This is a genomic window from Janthinobacterium sp. SUN100 (assembly GCF_030397705.1).
Taxonomy (GTDB): Bacteria; Pseudomonadota; Gammaproteobacteria; order Burkholderiales; family Burkholderiaceae_D; genus Janthinobacterium; species Janthinobacterium kumbetense.
This window is the reverse complement of sequence record NZ_JAPUBU010000001.1, coordinates 1,534,698-1,559,869: the sequence shown is the minus strand read 5'-3', so window position 1 is coordinate 1,559,869 and position 25,172 is coordinate 1,534,698. Positions and strand designations below refer to the sequence as shown.

Here is a 25,172-nt window from a genome sequence, read left to right as displayed (position 1 = left end):
AGACTATGTTGGAAGTGCAACAGTTAAATCAATACTACGGCTCCTCGCACACCTTGCGCGGCATCAACCTGTCGGCGCGCAAGGGCGAGTGCCTGGCCCTGCTGGGCAGGAATGGCGTGGGCAAGACGACCTTGCTGAAATGCCTGATGGGCGTGCTGCCCGTGGCGCAGGGCCAGGTGCTGTTCCAAGGGCGCGATATCACGAAGCTGGCCCCGCATGCGCGGGCCAAGCTGGGCATCGCCTACGTGCCGCAGGGGCGCGACATCTTTGCGCGCCTGACGGTCGAGGAAAACTTGCTGATGGGCATGGCGGTGAAGCGGGGCAGGCAAGCTGCGCGCATCGATCCCCACGTGTATGAACTGTTTCCGGTATTGAAAGAGATGCTGCAGCGGCGCGGCGGCGATTTGTCTGGCGGGCAACAGCAGCAGTTGGCCATCGCCCGCGCCCTGCTGGCCGAACCGCAGCTGATCATCTTCGACGAGCCGACGGAGGGCATCCAGCCGTCCGTCATCAAGGATATCGGCAGGGTCATTTCCTTGCTGAAACAGCGCGGCGACATGGCCATCGTGCTGTGCGAACAGTATTTCGATTTCGCCCGCGAACTGGCCGACGAATTCATCGTCCTGTCGCGCGGCAGTGTCGTGGCCAGCGGACTGGCAGAACAGATGGATGGCGAGGAGGTGAAGCGGCACCTGGCGGTGTAGCAACTACACCAGTTGCAGCCAGCCCAGCACGGCGCCGGCCGCCAGCAGCCACAATAAATGGATCTTCGTGCGCCAGATGATGAGGCCAGCCACGATGGACAGGGTCCACAGGGGCCAGTCGGTGCGCCAATGGTGGTTGGCGCCGCCCAAAATCATGCCCGTGGAAATCAAGAGGGCGACGACGATGGGCGCCATGCCTTGCTTGAAGGCGCGCACGGGGCGCAGGTCGCGGTTGCGGTAGCCCCACTGGGCTGCCACGTAGGTGAGGGTGGTGCTGGGCAGCATGATGCCCACCATCGTGATGAACACGCCAAGCCAGGCGGCCGTGTAGCTGCCCGCGTTCATGCCCACGTTCCAGCCCATCAGGGCGACGAACAGCACGTTCGGGCCGGGTGCGGCCTGGGCGATGGCGATCGACTCGTTGAATTGCGCCTGCGTCAGCCAGCCGTGCTGCTCGACGAGGAAACGGTGCATTTCGGACGTGGTGGAAATGGCGCCGCCGATCGACATCAGCGACAGCATCAGGTAATGGCCGAACAGGTTCAGCCAGTCGCCCGCGCTCAACACCAGTTGCAGGGGCGGCGTCATGCGGACAGCTTTCGATACGTGAGCAGGCAGCCGATGCCGCCCAGGCCCAGCAGGATGTACAGCAGGGGCCAGCGGAAGACCGCCACCATCAGCACGCCCAGCACGGTGATGGACAAGGTCAGCCACAGGGGCAGCGGATGCTTGACCAGCGCGGTCGCCAGTTTCACGCCCGTGGCGGCGATCATGCCGGCCGAGACGGCCGCCATGCCGCGCAGGGCGCCCGCCATCTGCGGATTGTCGCCGAAGCGCGTGTACAGCACGCCCAGCACGAGCACGATGACGAGGGGCACGGTCAGCATGCCGGCCAGCGCCGTCAGCGCGCCTTTCAAGCCGAAATAGCGTCCGCCCACCATCAGGGACAGGTTGACGACATTCGGCCCCGGCATGATTTGCGCCACGGCCCAGTCTTCCAGGAATTCCTCCTGCGTCAGCCAGCGCTTGCGCTCGACCATCTCGCGCTGGATCACGGCCAGCACGCCGCCGAAGCCTTGCAGGGCCAGCCAGGTGAACGAGAAGAACAGGTCGGCAAGCGAGGCGGGCTGGGGGCGGGGGAGGTCGGGCTGGGCGGTGGCGGGGGCAGGCATGGCTGATTATCGCCGTGGCCGCTCGCGCTTGTCCATCGCTTTCGGCTGCGGTTGTGCCTGGAAGAAAAAAACCGTGGCTCATGTTTCCCTGCCATTGACATCGAGAGTTTATCGGCAATACTTTTATCGGCACCATGATCGCTGTCCCTGTCCGCGCTGTCGCGGTTCGCACCGCTACGCCGTCTCCCCCCTCCGTCCCCTTCGCAGGAGTTGTCCATCATGCCTCAATCCACAGAAACGCTGCATATGCCCGTCAAAACCGTGGTGCCGCATGCCCGGGTCGACCAGAAGATGTGCGATATCGTCAATCTGGGCATCGCCGTGCAGGCGGCCTTCAGTACCTTGTGCGCACTGGAATACCTGAAGTCATACAATGTCGCCCCGGAATTGATCGAGCGCGTGCTGCTGCACCCGGAGCAGCGCCGGCAGACCGTGCATTGAGTATCCGCACGGCAACTGTGTTGCCGGCGGCCGCGATCCGCTGTTGTCGGATTGATCATTACGGCTCAGTTATGCACAAATGATGAGTTAACGAAATTGGCGAAATAATTTTCTTGTGATTATGTGTGAGTTTCTAAGTGATTGATTTTAATGGTTTTTATTTTTGCTGTTTGATTGAGCAGTTTATTGAAAGCCGCACGGGCTGTGGCTTTGAGGGCTGTCAATAGGCGCTTATCCACAAAGATATCCACAGTCCGTGTGGATATCTGAAAAAGCGCTTAACAATCCGCCACTTAGGAAATTGACGCCGCTCAGCCCATGCAATCGGCGGGCAAGATGGGCCGGAATGGGGCATGCCGCAAGCCTGTATGCCTATCCAGTGCTCTTGTTTTTATGACTGAAAGTAGTGGCGCAGGGTCAGGGCGTGCCGCCGGCCGGCGCCGCTGGCGTGTCGCCGCACTGGGCCAGGGCGGCGGCCAGTTCGGCGACCTGTTGCTGCGCTTCGCGCAAGGTGGCGTAGGTGCGCAGCGAGGCGATCACGGTGGTAAACAACTTGCGCGTGGTGAGGTCGGTCTTGCACCAGAAATCGTTGATGTCGTAGTCGATGATGATGCGGTGTTCCAGCGCCTGGCCGGGCTGGCCCGTGCGCAGGATGATGCGCACGGCGCTGTTGTGCAAGTCTTCGCGCACCTGGCGCGCCACTTGCAGGCCGGCATCCTGGGTTTCCATGATGACATCGAGCAGCACCACGGCGATATCTTGTGTGCCGCGCAGCAAGGCCAGCGCCTCGGCGCCAGAATACGCGTGCAAAAAGCTCAGCCGGCGGCCCTGGAAGCTGGCCTGGCTGAGGGCGAACTTGGTCACCACATGCACGTCGACATCGTCATCGACGATCAGCACGCGCCAAGGCGCCGCGTTGGCGGGTTCCGCCGCCGCTTCTGCCCGTTCCAGCGGTTCGTCGACCAGCCAGTCGGGTTCGTCCGCCCCCTTGGCGGAATTATCGCTATCCATATTCATGCGTTTATCCACCGTTGATCGTCGTCGCTACTCCACACTATGCCAGTCTGCGGGGTTTGTCAAAACAATGCTGTTCAAGCAAGACGGCCTGGACCGGGGATTGCCAATGCACAGAAAATATATTTTCATGGTGGCAGAGTAAGTTTGTTCTAGCGCAAACTCCTGATTGCAAGTCATTGATTTCATTGGGGTAAAAAATTGCCTGTGAAATCAGCAAATTGTTGAAACCCGCATCAATACTGGTGTTGCGGCTTGTCAAGAGGGGCTTATCAACAACTTTATCCACAGTTGCTGTGGATATCTAAAAAAGCCGTGCAAAAACCGGGGCTTAGCGCCCGTTCGTGCGGCTGGGTGCAAGCATTCATGCGGCGAGCCCGAGCCCGCCCAACTGGGCAAACGCCTGCAGGAAGCGCTGCTTGGCTTCGGCCGGACCCATGGCCTCGATTATACCGGGCAAGGGGGCGATGCCGTCAAGGTAAGCCCAGCGCTCGGCCGAGTGCGGCATCAGGTCGCGTTTTTCCGTGGCCAGCGCGATCAGGTCGGCCCGCTTGATGGGTGCGTAATCGGAAAAGTCCAGGCCATAGGTGGCGGCGATGATGGCGCTGACCTTGTCTTCCAGCACGGCAAACTCCGGCAGCAGCACTTTCAGGGGCTTTACCATGTCGCCCAGGTAGGCTTCGGCCGCATCGTGCAGCAGGGCGGCCAGGCGCAAGGGGGGCGGCACCAGCTCGGCGACGATCAGGCTGTGCTGGGCGACCGAATAAAACACTTGCGTCTGTCCATTGAAGCGGCACTGGTAAGCGAGGCCGTGGGCGATGTCTTCGATGGCGACCTTGTCGATATGCGGGCGCAAGGGATAAAAACGGTTGCCTGAATAGGTGGATACGTAGTCGGTAGTAATCATTTCTGGATCAGCTCGCCTGCTTTGCACGGATGATCCATCCTACACCCGATGGCCGGCGCTTGCCTCCCGCCTGTCCTGCCCCCTCCCGGCCGAGCCTATGCATCTTGGCAAATCCTTTAATTTATTTCATATCATTCATTGATATTTCTCAAATACACTGTGGAAATCTTGTTTGTCTGAAATTTAAATTGGGGGCAGGGCAATGACGGCGATACCTTCGGCAAGACCTTCGTATATCTATCAGGGCGGTTCGGTGATGATGCACTCGCCGCTGCAATTGAAACAGTCGGAAATGTACGGCTATTTCGTCCGGGGCGACCTGGCGAAGCTGCAGGCGACCGTGAATACCACCCTGAATCAGGTGGCGGGCAGCAAGATGACCCTGAAAGCCCTGTCGCCGTATGTGATGCTGACGTTTACGCGCGTCAACCATGCGGATTCCGCCAACCCCGTCGACCAGGCCAAGGGCTGGATCACGGAAGTCGATATCGTCACCTGGATCATGGTCGGCCAGATGGACGCGGCCGGCAAGCTCGCGCATATCTACTGGTATCCGTGCCATATCTTCGTCGATGACGCCATGGCCCTGATCAACGGGCGCGAACTGTTCGGCTACCCGAAGTATCTGTGCGACTACGAGATCCCCGCCGCCGGCAGCGAGCCGCTGCGCTGCTCCGTGGCGGCCAAGGGTTTCCAGCATTTTTCGCCGGAAACGAAACTGGCCCTGCATCCATTGCTGGAAGTCAACGCCACCGTGCAGACGGGACAGCACAAGCCCATCAACAGTTTCCTGGAACTCATCGAGCAGGCGTTCCAGATTTTCCTGTCCATCCCCGATTTCTTTGACATGGATCAGGCCGGCTGGGCCGATGTTTTGTCGCTGCTGCGCAATCCCCGCATCGACCAGATTTTCCTCAAGCAATTCCCCGACAGCGCGGGCGTGAAAGCCGTGTACCAGGCCCTGGTGGCCGCGCCGGCCGAGATCAACCGCCTGCACAGCGCGCGCTTGCTCGGCTACGAATACGAATGCACGCTGCACGCCTTCGACAGCTTCCCGCTGGAGCAGACCCTGGGCCTGAAACTGGGGCCGCAGGCGGCGATCTTGCCGTTCCAGGTGAATTTCGACTTCACGGCCATGCCGGGCGAGGAACTGGTCGACAATTCCCGCATCGCGCCGGAAAAGATCGCCATCCTCGGCGGCGGCGTGGCGGCCATGACCACCGCGTACTATCTGACGAACCAGCCGGGCTGGCAAAACCGGCACGCCATCACCGTCTACCAGCTGGGTTGGCGCCTGGGCGGCAAGGGCGCCAGCGGACGCAATGCGCAAGCGGGCCAGCGCATCGAGGAACACGGCCTGCACATCTGGTTCGGCTTTTACGCGAATGCCTTCAAGATGATCAAGGAAGCGTATGCGAGCCTGGACCGTCCGCCCGGCGCGCCGCTGGCCACCTGGCGCGACGCTTTCAAGCAGCACGATTACGTGGCCCTGTCGGAAGACGTCAAGGGCAAGTGGCGCAACTGGTCCATCGTCTTTCCCACCTTGCCGGGCGAGCCGGGCGAGGGCGGCGAAGACATCAAGCTGTGGCAGATGGCCGTCGCCATGGTGGGCTGGATCGAGCAGTGGATACGCCAGATCCGGCAAGTGGCGGACGCCGATGCGCGCATCGTGCGCGCGAGCGCATCGCAAGGCGAGGGCGTGTGGCCGGGCTGGCTGCGCCGCCTGGCCGATGAAGTGGTGGGGCAGGCCGACGAGCTGGGACTGGACGTGGGCCTGTCCGTGGGCGCGCTGGTGGCGCTGGTGGCCGACCTGGCGCCGGACTCCACGCGCCACGACCAGGCCCGCCACCAGTTGCTGGCCAGCACCCTGAACGGCATCCGCGCCTGGCTGCGCCTGCGCTACCGGGCCCTGATCGATGGCGACGACGAATTGCGCCGCCTGTTCATTTGCCTGGACCTGGGCATCACGGTCATGAAGGGCATGTTCCAGGATGGCGTGTTCAAGAACGGCTTCGACGCCATCAACGATATCGATTTCCGCGACTGGCTGCGCAAGCATGGCGGCGACGAGCAGTTCAGCGTCAACTCGGCGCCCGTGCGCGGTTTCTATGACCTGGTGTTCGCCTACGAGGGCGGCGATTTCGCGAAACCGAACATCGAGGCGGGGACGCTGTTGCGGGCGATGGCGCGCATCGGCCTGGCCTACAAGGGCGGCATCATGTTCAAGATGCAGGCCGGCATGGGCGACACGATCTTCACGCCGCTGTACCAAGTGTTGAAAAAAAGGGGCGTGGAATTCAAGTTCTTCCAGCGCGTGGAAGAACTGGTGCCGGGCGCGGGCGACATCGACAGCATCCGCATCACCGAGCAGGTGCAATTGAAGGACCCCGCCGCCGGCTATGCGCCGCTGGTCGACGTGAAAGGACTGGCGTGCTGGCCCAGCGCGCCCGATTACGCGCAGATCGAAGCGGCGCAGGCGGCGCTGCTGCAGGAAAAAGAGGTCAACCTGGAATCGTACTGGAGCGACTGGCCGCAGCAGTACCGGCAAGCGTTTGGCCGCGCGCTGCCCGCCACGGTATTGAAGAAGGGCGTCGATTTCGACAAGGTGGTGTTCGGCATTTCCATCGGCTCGCTGCCCGCCTTGTGCCCGCAACTGCTGGCGCAAAGCCCGGCCCTGCAACTGGCGGCCGACAAGGTGAAAACCGTGGCCACGCAAGCCTACCAGGTGTGGCTCAACAAGGACTTGCGTCAGATGGGCTGGACCACGCAACCGAAGGGCCAGCAGCCGGTGCTGTCGGCCTTCACGGAGCCGTACGACACGTGGGCGCCGATGGATCAATTGTTGGCGCACGAGGATTGGCCGGCGGGACTGGCACCGAAAAACGTCTCGTACTTTTGCAGCGCCTTCCCCGTCGACAGCTATCCGCCCGTCACCGACACGGATTTCCCGGCCCGCTGCGCGGCCAGGGCGAAGCAGGGCGCGCTGCACCAGCTGGAGCACGAGATCGGTGCGCTGTGGCCAGAGGCGGGCGGGCCGGGCGCGTTTCCATGGCAATGGCTGGTCGACGCGAAGGCGGCCACGGGCGCGGCCCGTTTCGACAGCCAGTACTGGCGCGCCAACGTCGATCCGTCCGAGCGCTATGTGATGTCGGTGGTGAACAGCACGCAGTACCGGCTGGCCACCGACCAGTCAGGATTCAGTAACCTGTTCCTCACGGGCGACTGGATCAAGACGGGCATCAACGCGGGCTGCGTGGAAGCGGCCGTGATGGCGGGCATGCAGACGTCGCGCGCCATGACGGGCTATCCGGCCGTGATCCAGGGCGAGACGGATTTTTAGTGATTTCGCTATGATGGCGTTTCATTGTTCCCTGCGCGAGCGAATCATGCAACGCCTGCTGCTGTTGTTTCTGATCTGTATCAACCTGCACGCGGTCGCCGCGCCGCCCGGCTCGATCGTGCTGTGGCCCGGCGCGCCGCCCGGTGGCGCGGCGCCTGGGCCGCAGCGCGACAGCGCCAAGGGTTCCATCACGCAGGTCGAACAACCGTATCTGATCGCGCACCGCCCGGCGCAGTCGAACGGTATCGCCATGCTCCTGGTCAGCGGCGGCGGCTATGCGCATATCGAGGCGGGCAAGGAGAGCGGCCCCACCGCCCGCTGGCTGCAGGCGCTGGGCGTCACGGCGTTTGAACTCGTGTACCGCCTGCCGCAGGAGGGCGGAGGCGTCAGCGCGCCGTTCCAAGATGGCCAGCGCGCCATGCGCGTGATCCGTGCGCGCGCGGCCGAATGGGGCATCGACCCGGCACGCATCGGCATGCTGGGATTTTCCGCCGGCGCGCACCTGACCGGCATGACGGCCGTCCAGCCCGACGCGGCCCGCTACGCGCCCGTCGATGCGGTCGATGCCGTCTCTGCGCGCCCCGACTTTGCCGTGCTGCTGTACCCCGTGCTGACCATGCAGCCGCCATTCGACACGACGCATGCGAAAAAGCAGCTGCTGGGACGTCATCCCGCGCAGGCGGCGCGCGACGCGCTGTCGGTGGAATTGCACGTCGATGCGCGCACGCCGCCCATGTTCATTGCGCAGGCGCTCGATGACCCGATTGCGCCGCCCGAGAACAGCCGGCTGATGGCGGCCGCCCTGCGCCGCGCGGGCGTGCCCGTCGAACTGCATATGTTCCAGCGCGGCGGCCATGGCTGGGGCCTGGGCAAGCCGGGCAGCGAGCCGGCCGCCTGGCCGCAGCTGTTGCTGGCGTGGTTGCAAGCGCATGGCTGGATGGCTCAGCCGGCGGGCTGAGTTTCCAGGTCGCGCCGCGCCACGCTCAGCGCCTCCTGCAGCTGCGGCAGGAACTGTTCCACGTTATCGAGCTGGCCGTTCGAGGCCAGGGTTTCCATCTGGTGGCACAGGCCGTGCAGGGTGGGGCGGCTCAGGTAGCCGGCGCTGCCCTTCAGGGCGTGGAAGGCGGCCGCCGCCGCGCTGGCATTGCCATCGCGCACGGCGTGGCAAGCCAGGTCCAGGCGCCGCGGCGCTTCCGTCAGGAACGCTTGTGCGATGCGCTGCAAATGCTGCGGCGACAGGCCGGCCAGCGGCAAAATGTGCACGGGCGCCGTCATGGGATCGGCCGGCGTCTCCGCCTGCGCCGTGTTGGCCTCGTCCAGGCCGAACTGGCGCGCCAGGCTGTCGTCCCCGGTGGGCGCGGCAGGCGGCAGCGCGTGGCCGCGCGCCAGCAGCAGGTCGATGAGGGCGTCGATTTTCTCGAACAGCAGCGCTTCGTCGACGGGCTTGCTGAGGAAGTCGTCCATGCCGGCGGCCAGATAGCGTTGCCGGTCATGTTCGCTGGCGTTGGCCGTCAGCGCGAGGATGGGGATCTGTGCGTCGGGAATGGGGAATTCGGCGTTGCCGCCGTCGCGGATCAGGCGCGCCGCCTGCTCGCCATCCATCAGCGGCATGCGGCCATCCATCAGCACGCAATCGTAGGCGCCCGCACCCAGCGCGCGCAGCGCCTGCTCGCCGTTTTCCACGATGGTCACGGCATGCCCCATGCTTTCGAGCAGGGTGCCGATGATGATCTGGTTGGTGCGCACGTCTTCCGCGCACAGGATGCGCAGGCGGCAGGCGTGGCGCGCGTGGCGTGGCGGCCGGCGCGCGTCGGCCGCCGGCGCGCTGCCTGGCGTCAGCGGCAAGGTGAAATGGAAGCGCGAGCCGATGCCGATGCGGCTTTCCACGCCGATCGTGCCGTTCATCAGCTCGACCAGCTCCTTGCAGATGGCCAGGCCCAGGCCCGTGCCGCCGTAGCGCCGCGTGGTGGAGTGGTCGGCCTGTTCGAATTTCTGGAACAAACGGGGCAAGGTGTCCGCGTCGATGCCGGGGCCCGTGTCGCTGATGATGAATTCGATCTCGCTGCGGCCGTCGCGGCGCGGCGGGGTGCGGGCGCGCCGCACTTCCAGCAGCACTTCGCCATTCGCCGTGAATTTCAGCGCATTGCCCAGCAGGTTGATGAGGATTTGCCGCAGGCGCGTGGGGTCGGCGCGCACGTAGCGCGGCAAGTCCAGCGCCAGTTCGCGGCGCAGCAGCAGGCTCTTGGCGTCGGCCTGGCCCTGCACGATGCCGGCCGCGTCGCCGATCAGCGCCAGCAGATCGAAGTCCACGGTTTCCAGGGTCAGCTTGCCGGCGTCGATCTTCGAGAAATCGAGGATGTCATTGAGAATGGTCAACAGCGACACGCCATTGTGCAAGCCGATGCGCAGGTATTCCTGCGTGCGGCCTTTGACGGACTGGTCGCGCAGGGCGAATTTCAGCATGCCGATCACGCCGGCCAGCGGCGTGCGGATGTCGTGGCTCATGGCGGATAGAAAATCGATGCGGTGGCGGCTGACCACTTCCGCGTGTTCCTTGGCTTTCAGCAGGGCGTCGTTGCTGAGGGTGAGCGCCAGGGTGCGCTCCTGCACGCGCTGTTCCAGGTTGTTGCGCAGCAGGCGGATCTGGTCGGCCAGGGCAAAGGCCAGCAGCAAGCCGTCGAGCGTGCCGCCGAGCAGGGTCACCAGCTGGGCGTTGGCCACCATGGCCGGCATCAGGCCCAGGTTGGCCGGCAGGATCAGGAAGCCGGGCAGCATCAGGGCGACGAAGGCAAGCACGAAGAAGCGCGCCGGCTGGTAGCCGCGGCACCAGACGACGATGCCGCAGACGAGCGCCAGCAGCATCCAGATGCTGATGACGATGGTGGCCAGCGTGTGCGCATACGACAGGGCGAAGAAGCAGCTGGGCAGCAGCAGCAGGGGCAGCACCAGGTTGACCTTGCTGATGCGGTGCAGCAGGGGCGAGTAATCGCGCAGGCGCAGGAAATGCGTGTAGAACAGGGTGCTGAAGACGGGCAGCAGGAAAAACGGCACGTAATGCAGCTGCAGCAGGCGCCAGTCGAACAGGTCGGCAAAGACGTGGAAGGTCATGGCCCAGGCCAGGCCATAGGTCAGCACGTACAGCGCGTAATAGGCCGAGGCTTTTTCCAGGGTGATGGAAAAGATGAAGAAATTGAACAGGCCCAGCGCCAGCAGGGCGCCGATGGACGCCACCATCAGGAAGTTTTCCTTGCCCACCAGCTTGCGGTAATCCTGCTGCGTCTGCACGCCGAACAGCGGCGCGCGCGCGTAATAGGGGCTGGAAAAGCGGATCAGGATGTCATACGTGGCACCCGGCGCCAGTTGCACGTTCCTGCCGTAGTGCAACAAATACTCGTGCGGACGCTGGTAGCCCGTCAGCAAGGTCTGCGGCGCCGCCTGCAGTCCGGGGCCATACACGTACACGTCGACCAGGTCGATCAGGGTGTCGTTCGGGTCGATGACCCAGGCCGTTTCGCCGCTGTCGTTGCGCACCTGCGCGTGCAGCCAGTAGGCGCCGCCGAACAGGTCGACCTGGCTGGCCGGGCGCTGGTGCGCCAGCCAGGCGGGCAGGGCGGCCGCATCGGCGGGCGCGGCGTCATTTCCGGCGAGAAACAGTTGCCCACTGTTGCCCAGGTGCTGGATGCCTAGCTTGCTCAGGGGCAAGGGCGCCGCCTGCGCCCCACCCGCCAGGCCCAGCAGGCCGATCAGCAGGCCGAACAGGAGCGGCCAGCCGCATAGCCAGGCGCAGACGCGGGAGCTGGAAGCGCGGTGGCGGGAAAGGGGCGGGTGGGCTGGCATCGATGGGTTTGGTGATGGTCGCGCGGGAAGCGGCGGCAACGCCGTTTGCTGTGGAGTGCCCATTTTAATCGACTCTTGCTGGCATACGGGCAATTTCATGTCCTGTCGGCATGACGCCCGCTCCGGTATCATGGCGCCTTTGCCCGCGAGATATTCATGCTCAGTCCCGACCAGTTCCTGGCCTTCCTGGCCGCCGCCGTCCTCATTACCGCCAGTCCCGGCCCCGACAACCTGATGGTGCTGGGCGTGGGCATGTCGCGCGGGCGCCGCCAGGGCATGGCGTTCGGCCTGGGCTGCGCCCTTGGCTGCCTCACGCACACCGTGCTGGCGACCATCGGCGTATCGGCCCTGCTGGCCGCCTCGCCCACGGCCTTTACCGCGCTGAAAGTGGCCGGCGGGCTATACCTGGTGTGGCTGGGCATCGGCGCCTTGCGCAGCCGCGGCGGCGCGAAAGTCGATGGCGCGGCGGCCTTGCCGGACGAATCGCTGCTGCGCCTGTTCGGCAAGGGTTTGTTTGCCAACAGTATCAATCCGAAAGTCGTGCTGTTTTTCCTCTCGTTCTTGCCGCAGTTCATCGTCGCGGGCCAGGGCAATGCCAGCTGGCAGACGGCGCAGCTGGGCCTCGTCTTCACGGCACAGGCTTGTGTGCTGTTCGGCCTGCTCGGCTATTTTTCCGGCGCCGTGGGACACTGGCTGAACCGCCGCCCGCGCGCCGGCCTGTGGCTCGACCGCGTGGCCGGCACCATCTTCATCGGCCTGGGCTTGCGCCTGATCCTGGCGCGCTGAGTTCTTGCCTGGCGGTAATGCGAAACGCCAGTTCCATCTGATCCTGCACGGCCATGGCGCCGCCCAGGACGGCGAAGGGCACGATGCCGAAGTCGCTCTGTTTCAAGAGCAGGCTGCCGCTGGCCTGCAGCTGGCGGCCATCGGACGTTTCCTCAATCCGCACCGGCAACTGCAGCGTGCGCGTCACGCCATGCAGGGTGATGTCGGCCTCGAGCACTTCCTTGTCACCCGTGCGGCGCGCCTCGATGTTCACCCACGGATAGCGTTCCGCCTCGAGCACGCGCACCAGCATGTTGTGGCGCGTGCCCGCGATGGCGTCGGCCGACGGCGTCGTCGTCAAGCCGGCCGCCTGGCGCAGGCCGGCTTCATCCACACTCATCTCGTCGAGCCGGAAGCGGAAGTGCGCGCGTCCCGGCGCGGGCGCCACCACGCCCTGCAGGCTGCGGCTGGCCACCACGTGGTCATGCCCGAGCCGCGCCAGCGCGCCGCCGCGCCGCACGGTGATGGTCAGCAGGGATTCCTGCGGTGCGATGTGCAGGATACGCACGCCCGGCTGTTGCCAGGGCGGCGCCTGCATGGCTGGCGCCGCTGCCGGAGCGGCCGGGAGCGAGGCGGCGGGCGGCGGGGCGAACGGGCTGCAGGCCGCGAGCAAGGCGCAGGCGCAGGCCAGCAGCAGGCGGCGAGGGGCGTGGGGCATCAATGAGGACTCCTGGCAAAGGGATGGCGGTGGCGCAGGGCGCGATGGGGCGATAGTAAGCGATCCGGCACCGGTGCGATAGCCGCGACGCATGCGTGGCCGTTTTGCAAGACCAATTCCTTCAGCCGCATGCCCTGTCTTGCAGGGAAATGAACGTAAATGCAATGGAATTGGTATTAAAAGCAGGCGCCAGAAAATGAATGTGCGGCGGTGCAAAATCGAATGGCGGGATTGCCGCGCATGCCGGGAAAAGGCGTATTCGAATTAATGCTGTTAATTAGCATTAATAGTTTCTTTTGAAAAACAAACTACGCGTTTGATAGTTTCACATGATTATGCAAATGATAATTTAAATATAATGTCGAGCTAATCAGTATGCGGTAAAAATAGAATGTCGGCGTGACTACACGATGAATTCGATGAATGTGTTGTGAAATATCAACGAGATAATTTAATTTCATTGTTGGAAACAAAAAAACCACTGTTGTCGTACGCTTGAAGTGTTACTTGTTCATATAATCATGACAAATAAATGTCATTTTTATATTTGTCTGCATCTTGCAGCGGTACATTTCTTAGCGAACAACATGATCAAAACACACCAGGAAACGGCAGGCCGTTCCGGCCGCCACGCAGCTTTTTCGTCCGCCGGGCGCTATCTGGGGATGCTGGCCGCGCTTGTCGGCCGCGCCCGCCTGCCTCATCTTTCCAAGTGTCATGTTGCGCCGCTGGCGCTCGCTTCCCTGCTGCTGGGCGCCGCCGCGCCCGCCGCCGCACAGGTGCTGTGGGAGGATTACCGCGGCATCGAGCGGGTGCCGGCCAATCCGCCCGCGCCCAATTACAACAACGGTTTCAACGCGGGCAGCACGGGCCGGCTCGCCAGCCTGGCGGCGCTGGCCGCCAATCCCGCCACCAACGCGGCGCGCACGGGGACGTCGGCGCAGCTGGACTGGGCCAATGGCACGACCGCCAATCCCGGACAGTTATGCAACTTCGATACGCAGCAAACGTCGGCCGCCTGCCGGGCCTGGATCATGGGCCGCGTGATGTACACGCTGGTGGTGTTTCCCCAGGCGGGCAATTACAAATTCAGCGTCGCGCACGATGACGATGTGAAGGTGGATTTCTCGACCCAGTATTCGACCAATTACCGCAATACCGTGTACAACGTGGCCGTGGGCAGCGTGGCCGAATATTCGAATAATGAAACGGATTTCCAGAATTTGGCCGGCAATTTCAATAGCGCCACGCCCGGCGGCTGTTATCTGGCCCGCGTCCTGTGGAATAACGTGGGCGGCATCAATTATTTGCACATGCGCTGGACGCGTCCTGACAATGTGACGGAAATTATTCCCGCTGCGCAATTGCGCGATCCCGGCCTGGCCAGTTCCTATGCCGACTGTACCAATAGCAAGACGGACCTGGCCGTCAGCAAGGTGGGACCGGCGCAGTTTTCCGTCGGCAAGCCCCTGAGCTACACCATGAAGGTGTGGAACCGCGGCCCGGCCCTCAGCACGGGCGCCACCTTCAGCGACGTGCTGCCGGCCAGCCTGAGCAATGTCAGCTGGACCTGCGCCGCCAGCGGCAGCGCTTCCTGCGGCACGAAAACCTCGGGTTCGGGCAGCAACAACGTGAGCATTACCATGGGCAACCTGCCCGTGAATGGCGCCGTCAGCGACCCTACCGCGGGTGCCTACCTGACGGTGACGATCACGGCCACGCCGGGCGACGCCGCCAGCATCGTGAATACGGCCAATGTGACCGTTTCGCCCAACGAAACGGATAGCGATCTGAGCAACAACAGCAGCAGCACCACGGCCACGGTCAGGACGAATACCTTGACGGTGCTCAAGGTGCTGGCGCCGGTCGGCGACAGCGGCCTGTTCATCATGAATGCCAACGGCACGGCCGGCGTGCAGGGCGGCAACGGCGCCACGGCCAGCGCCGTGGTGCGCGTGGGCAACCTCGTCACGTTTGCGGAAACCGCGGGCACGGCCACCGTGCTGGCCCAGTACCAGAGCAGCTACAGCTGCGTGCGCACGGATACGGCCGCCGTCATTTCCAGCGGCGCGGCCAACGCGGGCAACTTCACCATGCCCGAGGCGCCCGTCACCTGTACCATCAGCAACCGCCGCCTGCAGGCGGACATGCAAGCCGTCACGACGGTGCCGGCCGGTCCCTACAATGCCGGTTCGCCCGTGACGGTGACGGGCGTGTGCACGAACAACGGCCCCGACAGCGCGGCCGCGCCCACCTGCGTGATGAGCGGCTTGCCCGCCGGCGCCACGGCCAGCTGCAGCGCGCCCGTGTCGCCGTTCATTCCCGGCTCGCGCATCAATTGCAGTTCCACCTTCAACCTGCCCGCCAGCGGCAGCCTGACGATCACCACCACGGCCGGCGCGAGCACGCTGGACCCGATTCCCGCGAACAACGTCGACAGCGACAGCCTGGGCATCGTCAGCCCGCTCGTGCGCGTGCAAAAAAGCGTCGACAAGACCAGCGCCTTCATCGGTGACACGGTGCAGTGGACCTTGACGGCGAACAATACCGGCACGGGCGCCACCACGGCCATCCTGACCCTGACCGATACCTTGCCGGCCAACCTGGCCGGCATCGTCGTCACGCCCACGGCGCCCGCCACCTGCGCGCCGCTGGCCGGCAATACGCTCAGCTGCACCGTGCCGGCCGGCCTGGCGCCGGGCGCCAGCGCCGTGGTCAGCCTCACTGGCGTGCCGACGGCGGCCGGCAATTTCATCAACAGCGTGGCGCCGTCCGGCGGCAATGGCGCCAGCTGCGCCACGGCCGGCGCCTGCCAGACCACCACCGTGGTCAGCAAGGCGCTGGTGGACGTCACCACCACCCTGAACGGCTTTCCCGGCTCGACGAATGCGGGCGATGCCATCAGCGGCACGGTTACCTACCGCAACATGGGACCGGGCGCGGCGGAAAACGTCACATACACGCTGCAATTGCCGCCTGGCTTGACGGGCGTGTCCGTCGGCGGCGTGACGGGTGTGTACAACGCGGGCACGGGTTTCATCGTCCTGTCGGGGCTGCCGCCGAACCTGGCGGCCGGGCAGGGCGTCACCTTCAATCTCAGCTATACGCAGCCGCCCACGAACACCTCGTTTGTCACCAGCGTGATCGGCACCACCTCCGTCGAAGTGGCCAACGACTTGCCGAATACGGCCACCGTGATGGTGCCGGGGCCGAACGTGCGCGTCACCAAGGTGGCCGACAAGCTGACGGCCAACGTGGGTGAAAACATCACGTGGACGATCACGGCCAGCAATACGGGCAATATCGCCAACCAGGGCGTCGTCAGCCTGGCCGATCTGCTGCCGCCCAACCTGGTGGTGACGAACGTGGTGGCGGTGCCCGGGGTGACCTGCCCGCCGCTGGCGGCCTGGGTGGCGTCGAGCACCCAGACGTGCACCATCGCCGCCGGCCAGCTGGCGGCCCTGAACGGCAGCCGCAGCGTCACCATCACGGCGCATGCGACGGCGGGCGGCAGCCTGGCCAACCGCATCATGCCGGCCGGCCCCGATAATCCATCCTGCGCCACGGCGGAAAATTGCCGTACGGTCACTGCGATCACCAGCCCCAAGGTGGCGGTGACGAAAACCGTCGACCACGCCAGCATCAATATCGGCGCCACCCTGACCTGGAGCGTCACGGCGACCAATAGCGGCGATGGCGTGAGCACCGCGCCCATCACGCTCACCGACACCTTGCCGGCCAACCTGACGGGCGTGAACGTGGCGCTGGTCGGCAGCGCCACGTGCGCCGCGCCGGTGGGTAATACCCTCACGTGCACGGTGCCGGCCGGCCTGGCCGCGAATGGCGGCGTGGCCGGTTTCACCGTCACGGCCCAGCCTGCGGCGGCGGGAACGTATGCCAACAGCGTCGTGCCGTCCGGCGCCGACAACCCGGCCTGCGCCACGCCTGCCGCCTGCGCCACCACCAGCACGGTGACCAGCCCCAGCGTTGCCGTGACGAAAGGCGTCGACAGGACCACCGTCAATCTCGGCGACACCATCACGTGGACCCTGAAAGCCATCAACAGCGGCAGCGGCCCCACGAATGGCCCGATCACCCTGACCGATACCTTGCCTGCCAACGTAGGCGCGCTGCAGATCCTGCCGGTGGCGCCCGCCAGTTGCGGCGTGCCCGCCGGCACCACGCTGACGTGCACGGTGCCGCCTGGCCTGGCCAGCGGCATGCAGGCAACGGTGACTATCAAGGCCGTGGCGAATGCGGCCGGCACGGTGGCCAACAGCCTCATGCCCGGCGGCGTCGACAATCCTGCCTGCGCCACGCCGGGCGATTGCCAGACCACCACCACCGTCACCAGGCCGAACGTGGCCGTGAAGAAAACCGTCGACAAGGCCAGCATCAACGTGGGCGACACGCTCACGTGGACCTTGACGGTGAGCAATAGCGGCACGGGCGCCAGCACGGGCGCCGTCACCTTGGCCGACACCTTGCCGGCCGGGCTGTCGAACGTCGTCGTCAGCCCGCAGGCGCCCGCCACCTGCGCGCCCGTGGCGGGCCAGAACCTCGCATGCAGCGTGCCGGCCGGCCTGGCCCCCGGCGCCTCGGCGAAAATCGTCGTCAGCGCCACGGTCACCGTGGCTGGCGCCGCCGTCAACAGCGTGCTGCCATCGGGTCCCGACACTCCCGCCTGCGTGCTGCCCGGCGATTGCGGCACCACCACCACGGTGGTCAAGCTGCTGGTCGACGTCACCACCACCCTGAACAATTTCCCGCCGAATACCCTGGCGGGCGACATGATTTCCGGCACCGTCACCTACGCCAACGTGGGACCGGGCCCGGCCGAAGGCGTCACGTACACCCTGCAACTGACGCCCGGCTTGAGCAATGTCACCCTGACGGGCGCCGTTGGCAGCTACAATCCCGCCACGGGCGTCGTCACCCTCAGCGGCTTGCCCGTGGGCCTGGCGAATGGCCAGAGCACCAGTTTCAACGTCAGCTACACGCAGCCGGCCGACAACCTGTCGATGGTGACGTCGACCATCGCCACCACCTCGGTGGAAGTGGCGAACCACTTGCCGAACACGGCCATGGCAACCGTACCCGGCCCCATCATCCGCGTGACGAAACTGGCCGACAAGATGACGGCCAACGTGGGCGAGACGATTACCTGGACCATCACGGCCACGAATACGGGCAGCCTGGCCAACCTGGGCGTGCTGACCCTGACCGATATCCTGCCCGCCAACGTGGCGGTGCTGTCCGTCACGCCGGGCGCGGGCGTCAGCTGTCCGCCGCTGGCCAGCTGGCTGGCCAACAGCGCGCAAGCGTGTACCGTCGCGCCAGGCCAGCTGGCCGCCGTGAATGGCAGCCGCAGCATCACCATCACGGCCAGGGGCACGGCCGGAGGCAGCCTGGGCAATAAAGTGCTGCCGAGCGGGCCAGACAATCCCGCCTGCGCCCAGGCCGCTTCGTGCCAGACCACCACCACCATCCTCAGCCCGCAAGTGGCCGTGCGTAAAACCGTCGACAAGAGCAATATCAACGTGGGCGAGGCGCTGACGTGGACGATAGCCGTGGCCAATACGGGCACGGGCGCGACCATGGGCATCGTCACCCTGACGGACACCTTGCCGGCCAACCTGACCCTGTGGCAAGTGTTGCCCGCGTCGCCCGCCACGTGCGCGGTGCCGAACGGCAACCAGCTCGTGTGTGCCATCCCCGCCGGCATGGCGGCGGGCGCCACGCTCAATATCGTCGTCAAGGGCGTGGCCAATGCGGCCGGCGCCTATGTCAATACGGTAGTGCCGAGCGGTCTTGATAATCCTGCCTGCCCGCAGCCCGGCGATTGCAGCACCACCAGCACGGCCGTGAAACTGCTGGTCGACGTGACCACCACCCTGAACGGTTTCCCCGGCAGCACGCATGCGGGCGACACGATAGCGGGCACCGTCAATTTCAGCAATATCGGCCCCGGCCCGGCCGAAGGCGTGACGTACAGCCTGCAACTGGCGCCCGGCCTGGCCGGCGTCAATCTCGGCGGCGTGACAGGCAGCTACAACGGCGGCTCCGGCCTGGTGACCTTCAGCGGCGTGCCGGCCACCCTGGCGGCGGGGCAGGGCTTCAGCTTCCAGCTCAGTTACATCCAGCCGGCCAGCAACCTGTCGACCGTGGTCAGCCGTATCGCCACGACATCGACGGAAGTGCCGAACGACCAGCCCAACGTGGCCACCGTCACCATGCCTGGCTCTATCATTCGCGTCAGCAAGACGGCCAACAAGGCCGTGGCGAATGTCGGCGAGGAAATTATATGGACGATTACAGCCAGCAACACGGGCAGCCTGGCCAACCAGGGCGCAGTGATCCTGACGGACTTGCTGCCAGCCAATATCGTCGTGACGAATGTGGCGCCCGACAGCGGCGTCACCTGTCCGCCGCTGGCCAGCTGGGTGGCCAACAGCAGCCAGAGCTGCAGCGTGGCCATCGGCCAGCTGGCGGCCGGCAACGGCCAGCGCCAGATCGTGCTGACCGGCAAGGCCAGCGCGGGCGGCAACCTGGCCAACCAGGTCATGCCGAGCGGTCCTGACAATCCAGCCTGCTTCCAGGCCAACAGCTGCCAGACGCAGACCACCATCACCAGCCCCAGCCTGGCGCTGAGCAAGAGCGTCGACAAGCTGGCCCTGAATATCGGCGACAGCCTGACGTGGACGGTCACCCTGGCCAATAGCGGCACGGGGGCCAGCACGGCCGTCGTCACCCTCACCGACACCTTGCCGGCCGGCCTGGCGAATATCGTCGTCACGCCCGCCGCGCCCGTCACCTGCGCGCCGCTGGCCGGCAATGTGCTCACGTGCAGCGTGCCGGTCGGCCTGGCCGCCGGCGCCAATGCCACGCTGCAAGTGACGGCGCGCGCCGCTGCCGCCGGCAGCCTGGTGAATGGCGTCAGCGCCAGCGGCACGGATAACCCCGTCTGCCTGCAGGCGGGCGATTGCAGCACCACCAGCACCGTCAGTTCGCCGCTGCTGCACGCCAGCAAGACGGTCGACAAGACGGCGGCCAACGTGGGCGATACACTGACGTGGACCTTGACTTTGCGCAATACCGGCACGGGACCGAGCACGGTCATCGCCACCCTGGCCGATACCCTGCCTGCGGGCCTGACGAACGTGCTGGTGACGCCCACGGCGCCCGTCACCTGCGCCGCGCCGGCGGGCAATGTCGTCAACTGCAGCGTGCCGGCCGGCCTGGCCGCCGGCAGCGCCGCCACCGTCAAGCTGAGCGCCACGGCGACCCTGTCGGGCAGCCTCGTCAATGCGCTGCTGCCGGGCGGGCCGGACAATCCCGTCTGTGCCGTGCCCGGCGATTGCCAGACCACCACGGTGGTGTCGAAACTGCTGGTCGACGTGACCACTACCCTCAACGGTTTTCCCGCCAGCAGCAATGCGGGCGACGCCATCCGCGGCGTGGTGACGTTTGCCAACGTGGGGCCGGGCGTGGCGGAAACGGTGACTTACAGCCTGCAACTGGAAGCGGGCCTGAGCGGCGTATCGCTCAGCCCCGTCAGCGGCGCGCCCGGCATCAGCGGCGTCTACAACAGCGCCACGGGCTTGTACGTGCTGAGCGGCTTGCCAGCCACCCTGATCGCGGGGCAGAGCGCCAGTTTCAACCTGTTCTACACCCAGCCGGCCAGCAACAGCTCGCGCATCACCAGCGTGGTGGGGACCAGTTCCACGGAAATCGTCAACGACTTGCCGAATACGGCGACGACGAACTTGCCCGGTCCCGTGATTCGCGCCAGCAAGACGGTCGACAAGGTGAACGCGGCCGTCGGCGATATCCTGACCTGGAGCATCACGGCCACGAACACGGGCAACTTGCCGAATCAAAACGCCGTCGTCATCGCCGACGTGCTGCCCGCCAATATCGTCGTGCTCGGCGTGACGCCCGATGGGGGCGTGAGCTGTCCGCCGGCCGCCAGCTGGACGGCAGGCAGCGTGCAGTCATGCACGATTGCGGCAGGTCAATTGGCCGCCGGCAATGGTAGCCGCAAGGTCGTCATCACGGGCCGGGGTTCGGTGGGCGGCAGCCTGTCGAACCGCGTCGTGCCCAGCGGTGGCGACAATCCCGCCTGCGATACGGCCAGCGCCTGCCAGGCCACGACGACCCTCGTCGCGCCGCAAGTGACGGTGCGCAAGAGCGTCGACAAGAGCAGTGTCAGCGTGGGCGACTTGCTGACCTGGACCATCACCGCCAGCAATGGCGGCACGGGCGCGACCAAGTCCGCCATCGTGCTGACCGACAACCTGCCAGCGGGCGTCAGCGGCGTGCAAGTGCTGTCCACGCAACTGGCCACCTGCGCGCCCGTGGCGGGCAATATCGTCACGTGCAGCGTGACGGCCGGCCTGGCGCCGGGCGGACAGGCGCAAGTGGTGCTGCGGGCCACGGCCAGCGCGGCCGGCGTGTTGCAGAACACGGTCTTGCCAAGCGGCCCGGACAATCCTGTCTGTGCACAGGCGGCGGACTGCACCACCACCACCACGGCCATCAAGCTGCTGGTCGACGTGACCACCACCCTGAACGGTTTCCCTGGCACCACCAGCGCCGGCGACCAGATCAACGGCATCGTCAGCTACAGCAACGTGGGTCCCGGCACGGCCGAGAACGTGACGTACAGCCTGAAACTGGCGCAAGGCCTGATGGGCGTGACCCTGAACGGCGCGGCCGGCAGTTATGACGCCGTCAGCGGCATGCTGACGGTGACGGGCTTACCCGCCAGCCTGGCGGCCAACGAACTGCACAGCTTTGGCCTGTCGTATATCCAGCCGGCCAGCAATGTGTCGACCATCGTCAGCATCATCGCCACCAGCTCGACGGAAGTGCAGTACGACTTGCCGAACACGGCCACGGTGACCATGCCTGGTCCCGTGATTCGCGTCAGCAAGACGGCCAACGTCGGCAATGCCAACGTGGGCGACAGCATCATCTGGACCATTACCGCCATCAACAGCGGCGGCGTGGCCAACCTGGGCGTGGTGACCCTGGCGGACATCTTGCCGCCGAACCTGACGGTGCTGGCGGTCAACGCGGATGCGGGCGTGACGTGCCCGCCGCTGGCGAACTGGGTGGCGAACAGCGTGCAAAGCTGCAACATTGCTGCTGGCCAATTGGCTATCGGCAATGGCACGCGCAGCGTGCGCGTGACGGCCACGGGCACGCTGGAAGGCGTGCTTTCGAACCGCGTCATGCCGAGCGGACCGGACAATCCGGCTTGCGCGCAGGCGAACAGCTGCGAATCGAGCGTCGTGCTGACGGGACCCAAGGTAGCGGTGCGGAAAAGCGTCAACCGCGCCAGCGCCAATGTGGGCGACACCGTCGTGTGGACCATCACGGCCAGCAACACGGGCACCGGCCCCACGCGCGCCGTCATGACCCTGGTCGACACCTTGCCGGCCGGCCTGGCGAACGTGGTGCTCACGCCCGTGCGCGCCACTTGCGCGCCCGTGGCCGGCAATGTGCTCACTTGCAGCGTGCCTGCCGGCCTTATCGGCAATGGCGGCGAAGCCAGCGTGGAAGTGTCGGCGACCGTCACCCAGGCGGGCGCGGCGCTCAACCGCGTCGTGCCGTCCGGGCCCGATGCGCCGCTGTGCTTGTCTCCGGCCGATTGCCAGACCACCACCAACGTCACCAGCCCCAGCGTGATGGTCAAGAAAGTGGCGGACAAGGCCAATGCCAGCATCGGCGACACCGTCAGCTGGACCATCACGGCCACCAACAGCGGCAGCGGCGCCACCACGGCGGCCATCACCTTGACGGACGACCTGGCCGCCAGCCTGGCGGAGATCGTCGTCACGCCCGCCGCACCGACCACGTGCGCGCCGCTGGCGGCGAATAAACTCGTCTGCACGGTGCCGGCCGGCTTGGCGCCGAACGCCGTGGCCGCCGTCACGGTGAGTGCGAAAGTGGCGACCAGCGGCACGCTGAGCAATACCATCGTGCCGACAGGTCCCGACTTGCCGCGTTGCGCGCAGGCATCCGATTGCACGGCCGTCACGGAAGTGGCGAATCCCGCCATCGGCGCGGCGTTGGGCGTGGGCAAGGTGACCCAGCTGTCGGCCAAGGTCTTCAACGTGCCGTACACGGTGGTGATCCGCAACGTGGGCAAGGGCGCGGCGCAGAATGTGCAGGCGCTCGACAGCCTGCGCTCCGCCTTCCCCGAACCGGTCGCGTGCCGCATCGTCGCGCCGCCTGCCGCGCCCGCCATTGGCGGCAGCCGGCAGCTGGCCGTCAATCCGGGCTTTACGGGCGGTTGCGGCGGCAGCGACTTGCGTTTGCTTAATGGTGATGCGGCCTTGGGCGAGGGCGAGTTGAGCGTCATTACTTTCACCGTGGAAATCACGGTGCAGGATACGACCTTGCCGCAGTACAACAACAGCGTGTTTGCCAGCGCGCTGGGCGGCAATGTCGCCAACGGAGGCGGCGCCATCAGTGTGCCGCCCGCCCCGGCGGCAGGCGTGATCGCCGCCAACCCCACGTACACGCCGCCCGTGGGCAGCCTTGTGTTCGATGCGTCCAACAATGGCGGCAGCCATGCGGGCGCCGTGGCCACGGCGGCGGAGGTGGCCGCGCTGGCGGACAAGGTCGATCCTAACCGCAACGGCAATGCGTCGGATACCGTGGGCGGCGTCGCCTTCACGGGCGAAGACACGCCCACGCCCGTAGTGTTGCTGCGGCAAGTGGTCGATGTCATCAAGGCCGTGTCGGCGCAGCAGCAGGTCGATGCCAGCAAGTTCGAGATCAGCTACACGGTGCAGGCGGCCAACCGCTATCCTGCCGGCTATCCGACCTCGACCATGGTGCAGGTGGCGGAAAACCTGAAGGCCGTCTTCCCCACGGCCACGAACGTCACCTTCAAGCCGGGCAGCCTGGCCGTCACGGCGCGGCCCGCCGGCGCCACGGCTTGCGCGGCGAATGCCGACTTCAACGGCGTCACCGTGTTTGGCTTGCTGAGCGGCCAGGGCGACTTGCAGCCGCAGGAAAGCTGCAACATCGTCTTCACGGTGCTGGTCGACTTCGGCAGCGTGGCGGCGATTCCCACCGTGCCGCAATTGAACCAGGTATATGCGAGCACCATGCTGGGCACGGATGGGAGCGGGCGCAACATCGGCCACAGCTACAGCGGCGCCGGCGGGATCAGCACGCCGGTGGCGCCGGCCAGCGTGCTGGCCCTGGCCAGTTCGGCCGACACCTTGCTGCTGCCGGCCACGCCAGGCGCCACGCCGCCCAGCTTTACGCCCGTCGTGTTCAACACGAAGGACAAGCCGATGTTGTTGATAAGCAAGAGTGTCAACAAGACGCAGGCCGAGATCGGCGACAGCCTGCAATACACGATCGAGGTGAAGAACACGGGCCTGGCGACGGCGTTCGGCGTCAGCGTGCTCGATAAACTGCCGGCCGGCTTCCGCTACATCGACGGCACCACCACGCGCAACAATGTGCTGCAGCCCGATCCTTCCGGCAAGCCGGGTCCCCAGCTGAGCTTCAAGCTGGAATCGCTGGCCCCGAACGCCAGCGCCAGCTTCCGCTACCGCCTGCGCGTGGGCGTCGGTTCGCTGCAGGGCGACGGCATCAACCGCGCCCAGGCAACGACCACCAACGGCCCGCCCTCGAACGAGGCGCGCGCGAAAGTGAAGGTGACGGGCGGCGTGTTCACGACGGATGCCTGCATCGCCGGCAAGGTGTTTGTGGACTGTAACAACAACCACGTGCAGGATGGCGAGGAACTGGGCATCCCGGGCGTGCGGCTGTACATGGAGGATGGCACGAACTTCACCACGGACGTGGAAGGCAAGTACAGCTATTGCGGCATCACGCCGAACAGCCATGTCATCAAGGTCGACGGTGCGACCTTGCCGCGCGCCAGCCGCATGATGGAAGCGTCGAACCGCAACCTGGGCGATCCGCACAGCCTGTTCCTCGATACCAAGAACGGCGAGCTGCTGCGCGCCGACTTCATCGAAGGTTCGTGCTCGAATCCCGTGCTCGAGCAAGTCAAGGCGCGCCGGGCGCAGGGCGAGGTGCGCAGCGTGGAAAGGGAGGGCGGCAAGGGCGGGGGCTTGAGTTTCAGCAGCCAGCCGGCCGCCGCGCCGGCCCAGGCAACGGACAGCGCCAACCAGCCTGTCGTCGCACCGCGCGTACCTGCCGCCGTGCCAGCCGCAGGAGGCAGCCATGCGCAATAAGCCCCTGTCACCTTACTTGCCGCTTGCCAATGCTGCTAAAGAGA

Annotated in this window: 12 protein-coding genes; 6 read left to right on the top strand and 6 right to left on the bottom strand. The window is 65.5% G+C overall.

The annotated features are described in order from the left end of the window. Positions 1 to 5 precede the first annotated feature (5 nt). Entirely contained in the window at positions 6 to 704 is a 699-nt protein-coding gene (urtE, locus tag O0881_RS06780; protein WP_289910686.1) for an urea ABC transporter ATP-binding subunit UrtE, read from the top strand. A gap of 3 nt (positions 705 to 707) precedes the next feature. Here the strand turns inward: urtE and O0881_RS06775 are convergent, their stop codons facing one another. Together O0881_RS06775 and O0881_RS06770 are read right to left on the bottom strand one after the other, a co-directional pair. Then, the gene (locus O0881_RS06775) at positions 708 to 1,292 is read right to left on the bottom strand and encodes a chromate transporter (protein ID WP_289910685.1); all 585 of its coding nucleotides are present in this window, start codon (positions 1,290 to 1,292) and stop codon (positions 708 to 710) included. Continuing rightward, a complete protein-coding gene (locus O0881_RS06770) occupies positions 1,289 to 1,876 on the bottom strand; it encodes a chromate transporter (RefSeq protein ID WP_289910684.1) in 588 nt (195 codons plus the stop codon). Before O0881_RS06770 ends, O0881_RS06775 begins: the two co-directional genes overlap by 4 nt. 219 nt (positions 1,877 to 2,095) lie before the next feature. On the opposite strand from O0881_RS06770, the gene O0881_RS06765 reads away from it, so the two are divergent. Continuing rightward, positions 2,096 to 2,317 carry a hypothetical protein gene (locus tag O0881_RS06765; protein ID WP_099667305.1) on the top strand — a complete coding sequence of 74 codons (222 nt, stop codon included), beginning with the start codon at positions 2,096 to 2,098 and terminating at the stop codon, positions 2,315 to 2,317. Positions 2,318 to 2,734: 417 nt separating this feature from the next. Here the strand turns inward: O0881_RS06765 and O0881_RS06760 are convergent, their stop codons facing one another. Beyond that, positions 2,735 to 3,334, bottom strand: a complete 600-nt coding sequence (locus tag O0881_RS06760) for a response regulator (protein WP_251348103.1) — start codon at positions 3,332 to 3,334, stop codon at positions 2,735 to 2,737. Positions 3,335 to 3,695: 361 nt separating this feature from the next. After that, on the bottom strand, positions 3,696 to 4,238 hold the full coding sequence (locus O0881_RS06755) for a phosphohydrolase (RefSeq protein WP_289897306.1): 543 nt from the start codon (positions 4,236 to 4,238) through the stop codon (positions 3,696 to 3,698). Between the two features lie 202 nt (positions 4,239 to 4,440). On the opposite strand from O0881_RS06755, the gene O0881_RS06750 reads away from it, so the two are divergent. Together O0881_RS06750 and O0881_RS06745 are read left to right on the top strand one after the other, a co-directional pair. Continuing rightward, the gene (locus O0881_RS06750; RefSeq protein ID WP_289910683.1) at positions 4,441 to 7,578 is read left to right on the top strand and encodes an NAD(P)-binding protein; all 3,138 of its coding nucleotides are present in this window, start codon (positions 4,441 to 4,443) and stop codon (positions 7,576 to 7,578) included. A gap of 46 nt (positions 7,579 to 7,624) precedes the next feature. Further along, positions 7,625 to 8,536, top strand: coding sequence for an alpha/beta hydrolase (locus O0881_RS06745; RefSeq protein WP_289910682.1), 912 nt, complete (start codon positions 7,625 to 7,627; stop codon positions 8,534 to 8,536). Here the strand turns inward: O0881_RS06745 and O0881_RS06740 are convergent. Then, the gene (locus tag O0881_RS06740; RefSeq protein ID WP_289910681.1) at positions 8,521 to 11,415 is read right to left on the bottom strand and encodes a hybrid sensor histidine kinase/response regulator; all 2,895 of its coding nucleotides are present in this window, start codon (positions 11,413 to 11,415) and stop codon (positions 8,521 to 8,523) included. The two genes, O0881_RS06745 and O0881_RS06740, sit on opposite strands and share 16 nt — an antisense overlap. Before the next feature lie 156 nt (positions 11,416 to 11,571). On the opposite strand from O0881_RS06740, the gene O0881_RS06735 reads away from it, so the two are divergent. Beyond that, positions 11,572 to 12,201, top strand: coding sequence for a LysE family translocator (locus tag O0881_RS06735; protein WP_251348108.1), 630 nt, complete (start codon positions 11,572 to 11,574; stop codon positions 12,199 to 12,201). Here O0881_RS06735 and O0881_RS06730 read toward each other — a convergent pair. Next, the gene (locus O0881_RS06730) at positions 12,164 to 12,898 is read right to left on the bottom strand and encodes a YceI family protein (RefSeq protein WP_289910680.1); all 735 of its coding nucleotides are present in this window, start codon (positions 12,896 to 12,898) and stop codon (positions 12,164 to 12,166) included. The two genes, O0881_RS06735 and O0881_RS06730, sit on opposite strands and share 38 nt — an antisense overlap. A gap of 587 nt (positions 12,899 to 13,485) precedes the next feature. Here O0881_RS06730 and O0881_RS06725 point away from each other — a divergent pair. Next, positions 13,486 to 25,128 (top strand): hypothetical protein, encoded by an 11,643-nt coding sequence (locus O0881_RS06725; RefSeq protein ID WP_289910679.1) that lies wholly within the window; start codon positions 13,486 to 13,488, stop codon positions 25,126 to 25,128. The last annotated feature ends 44 nt before the right edge of the window (positions 25,129 to 25,172 follow it).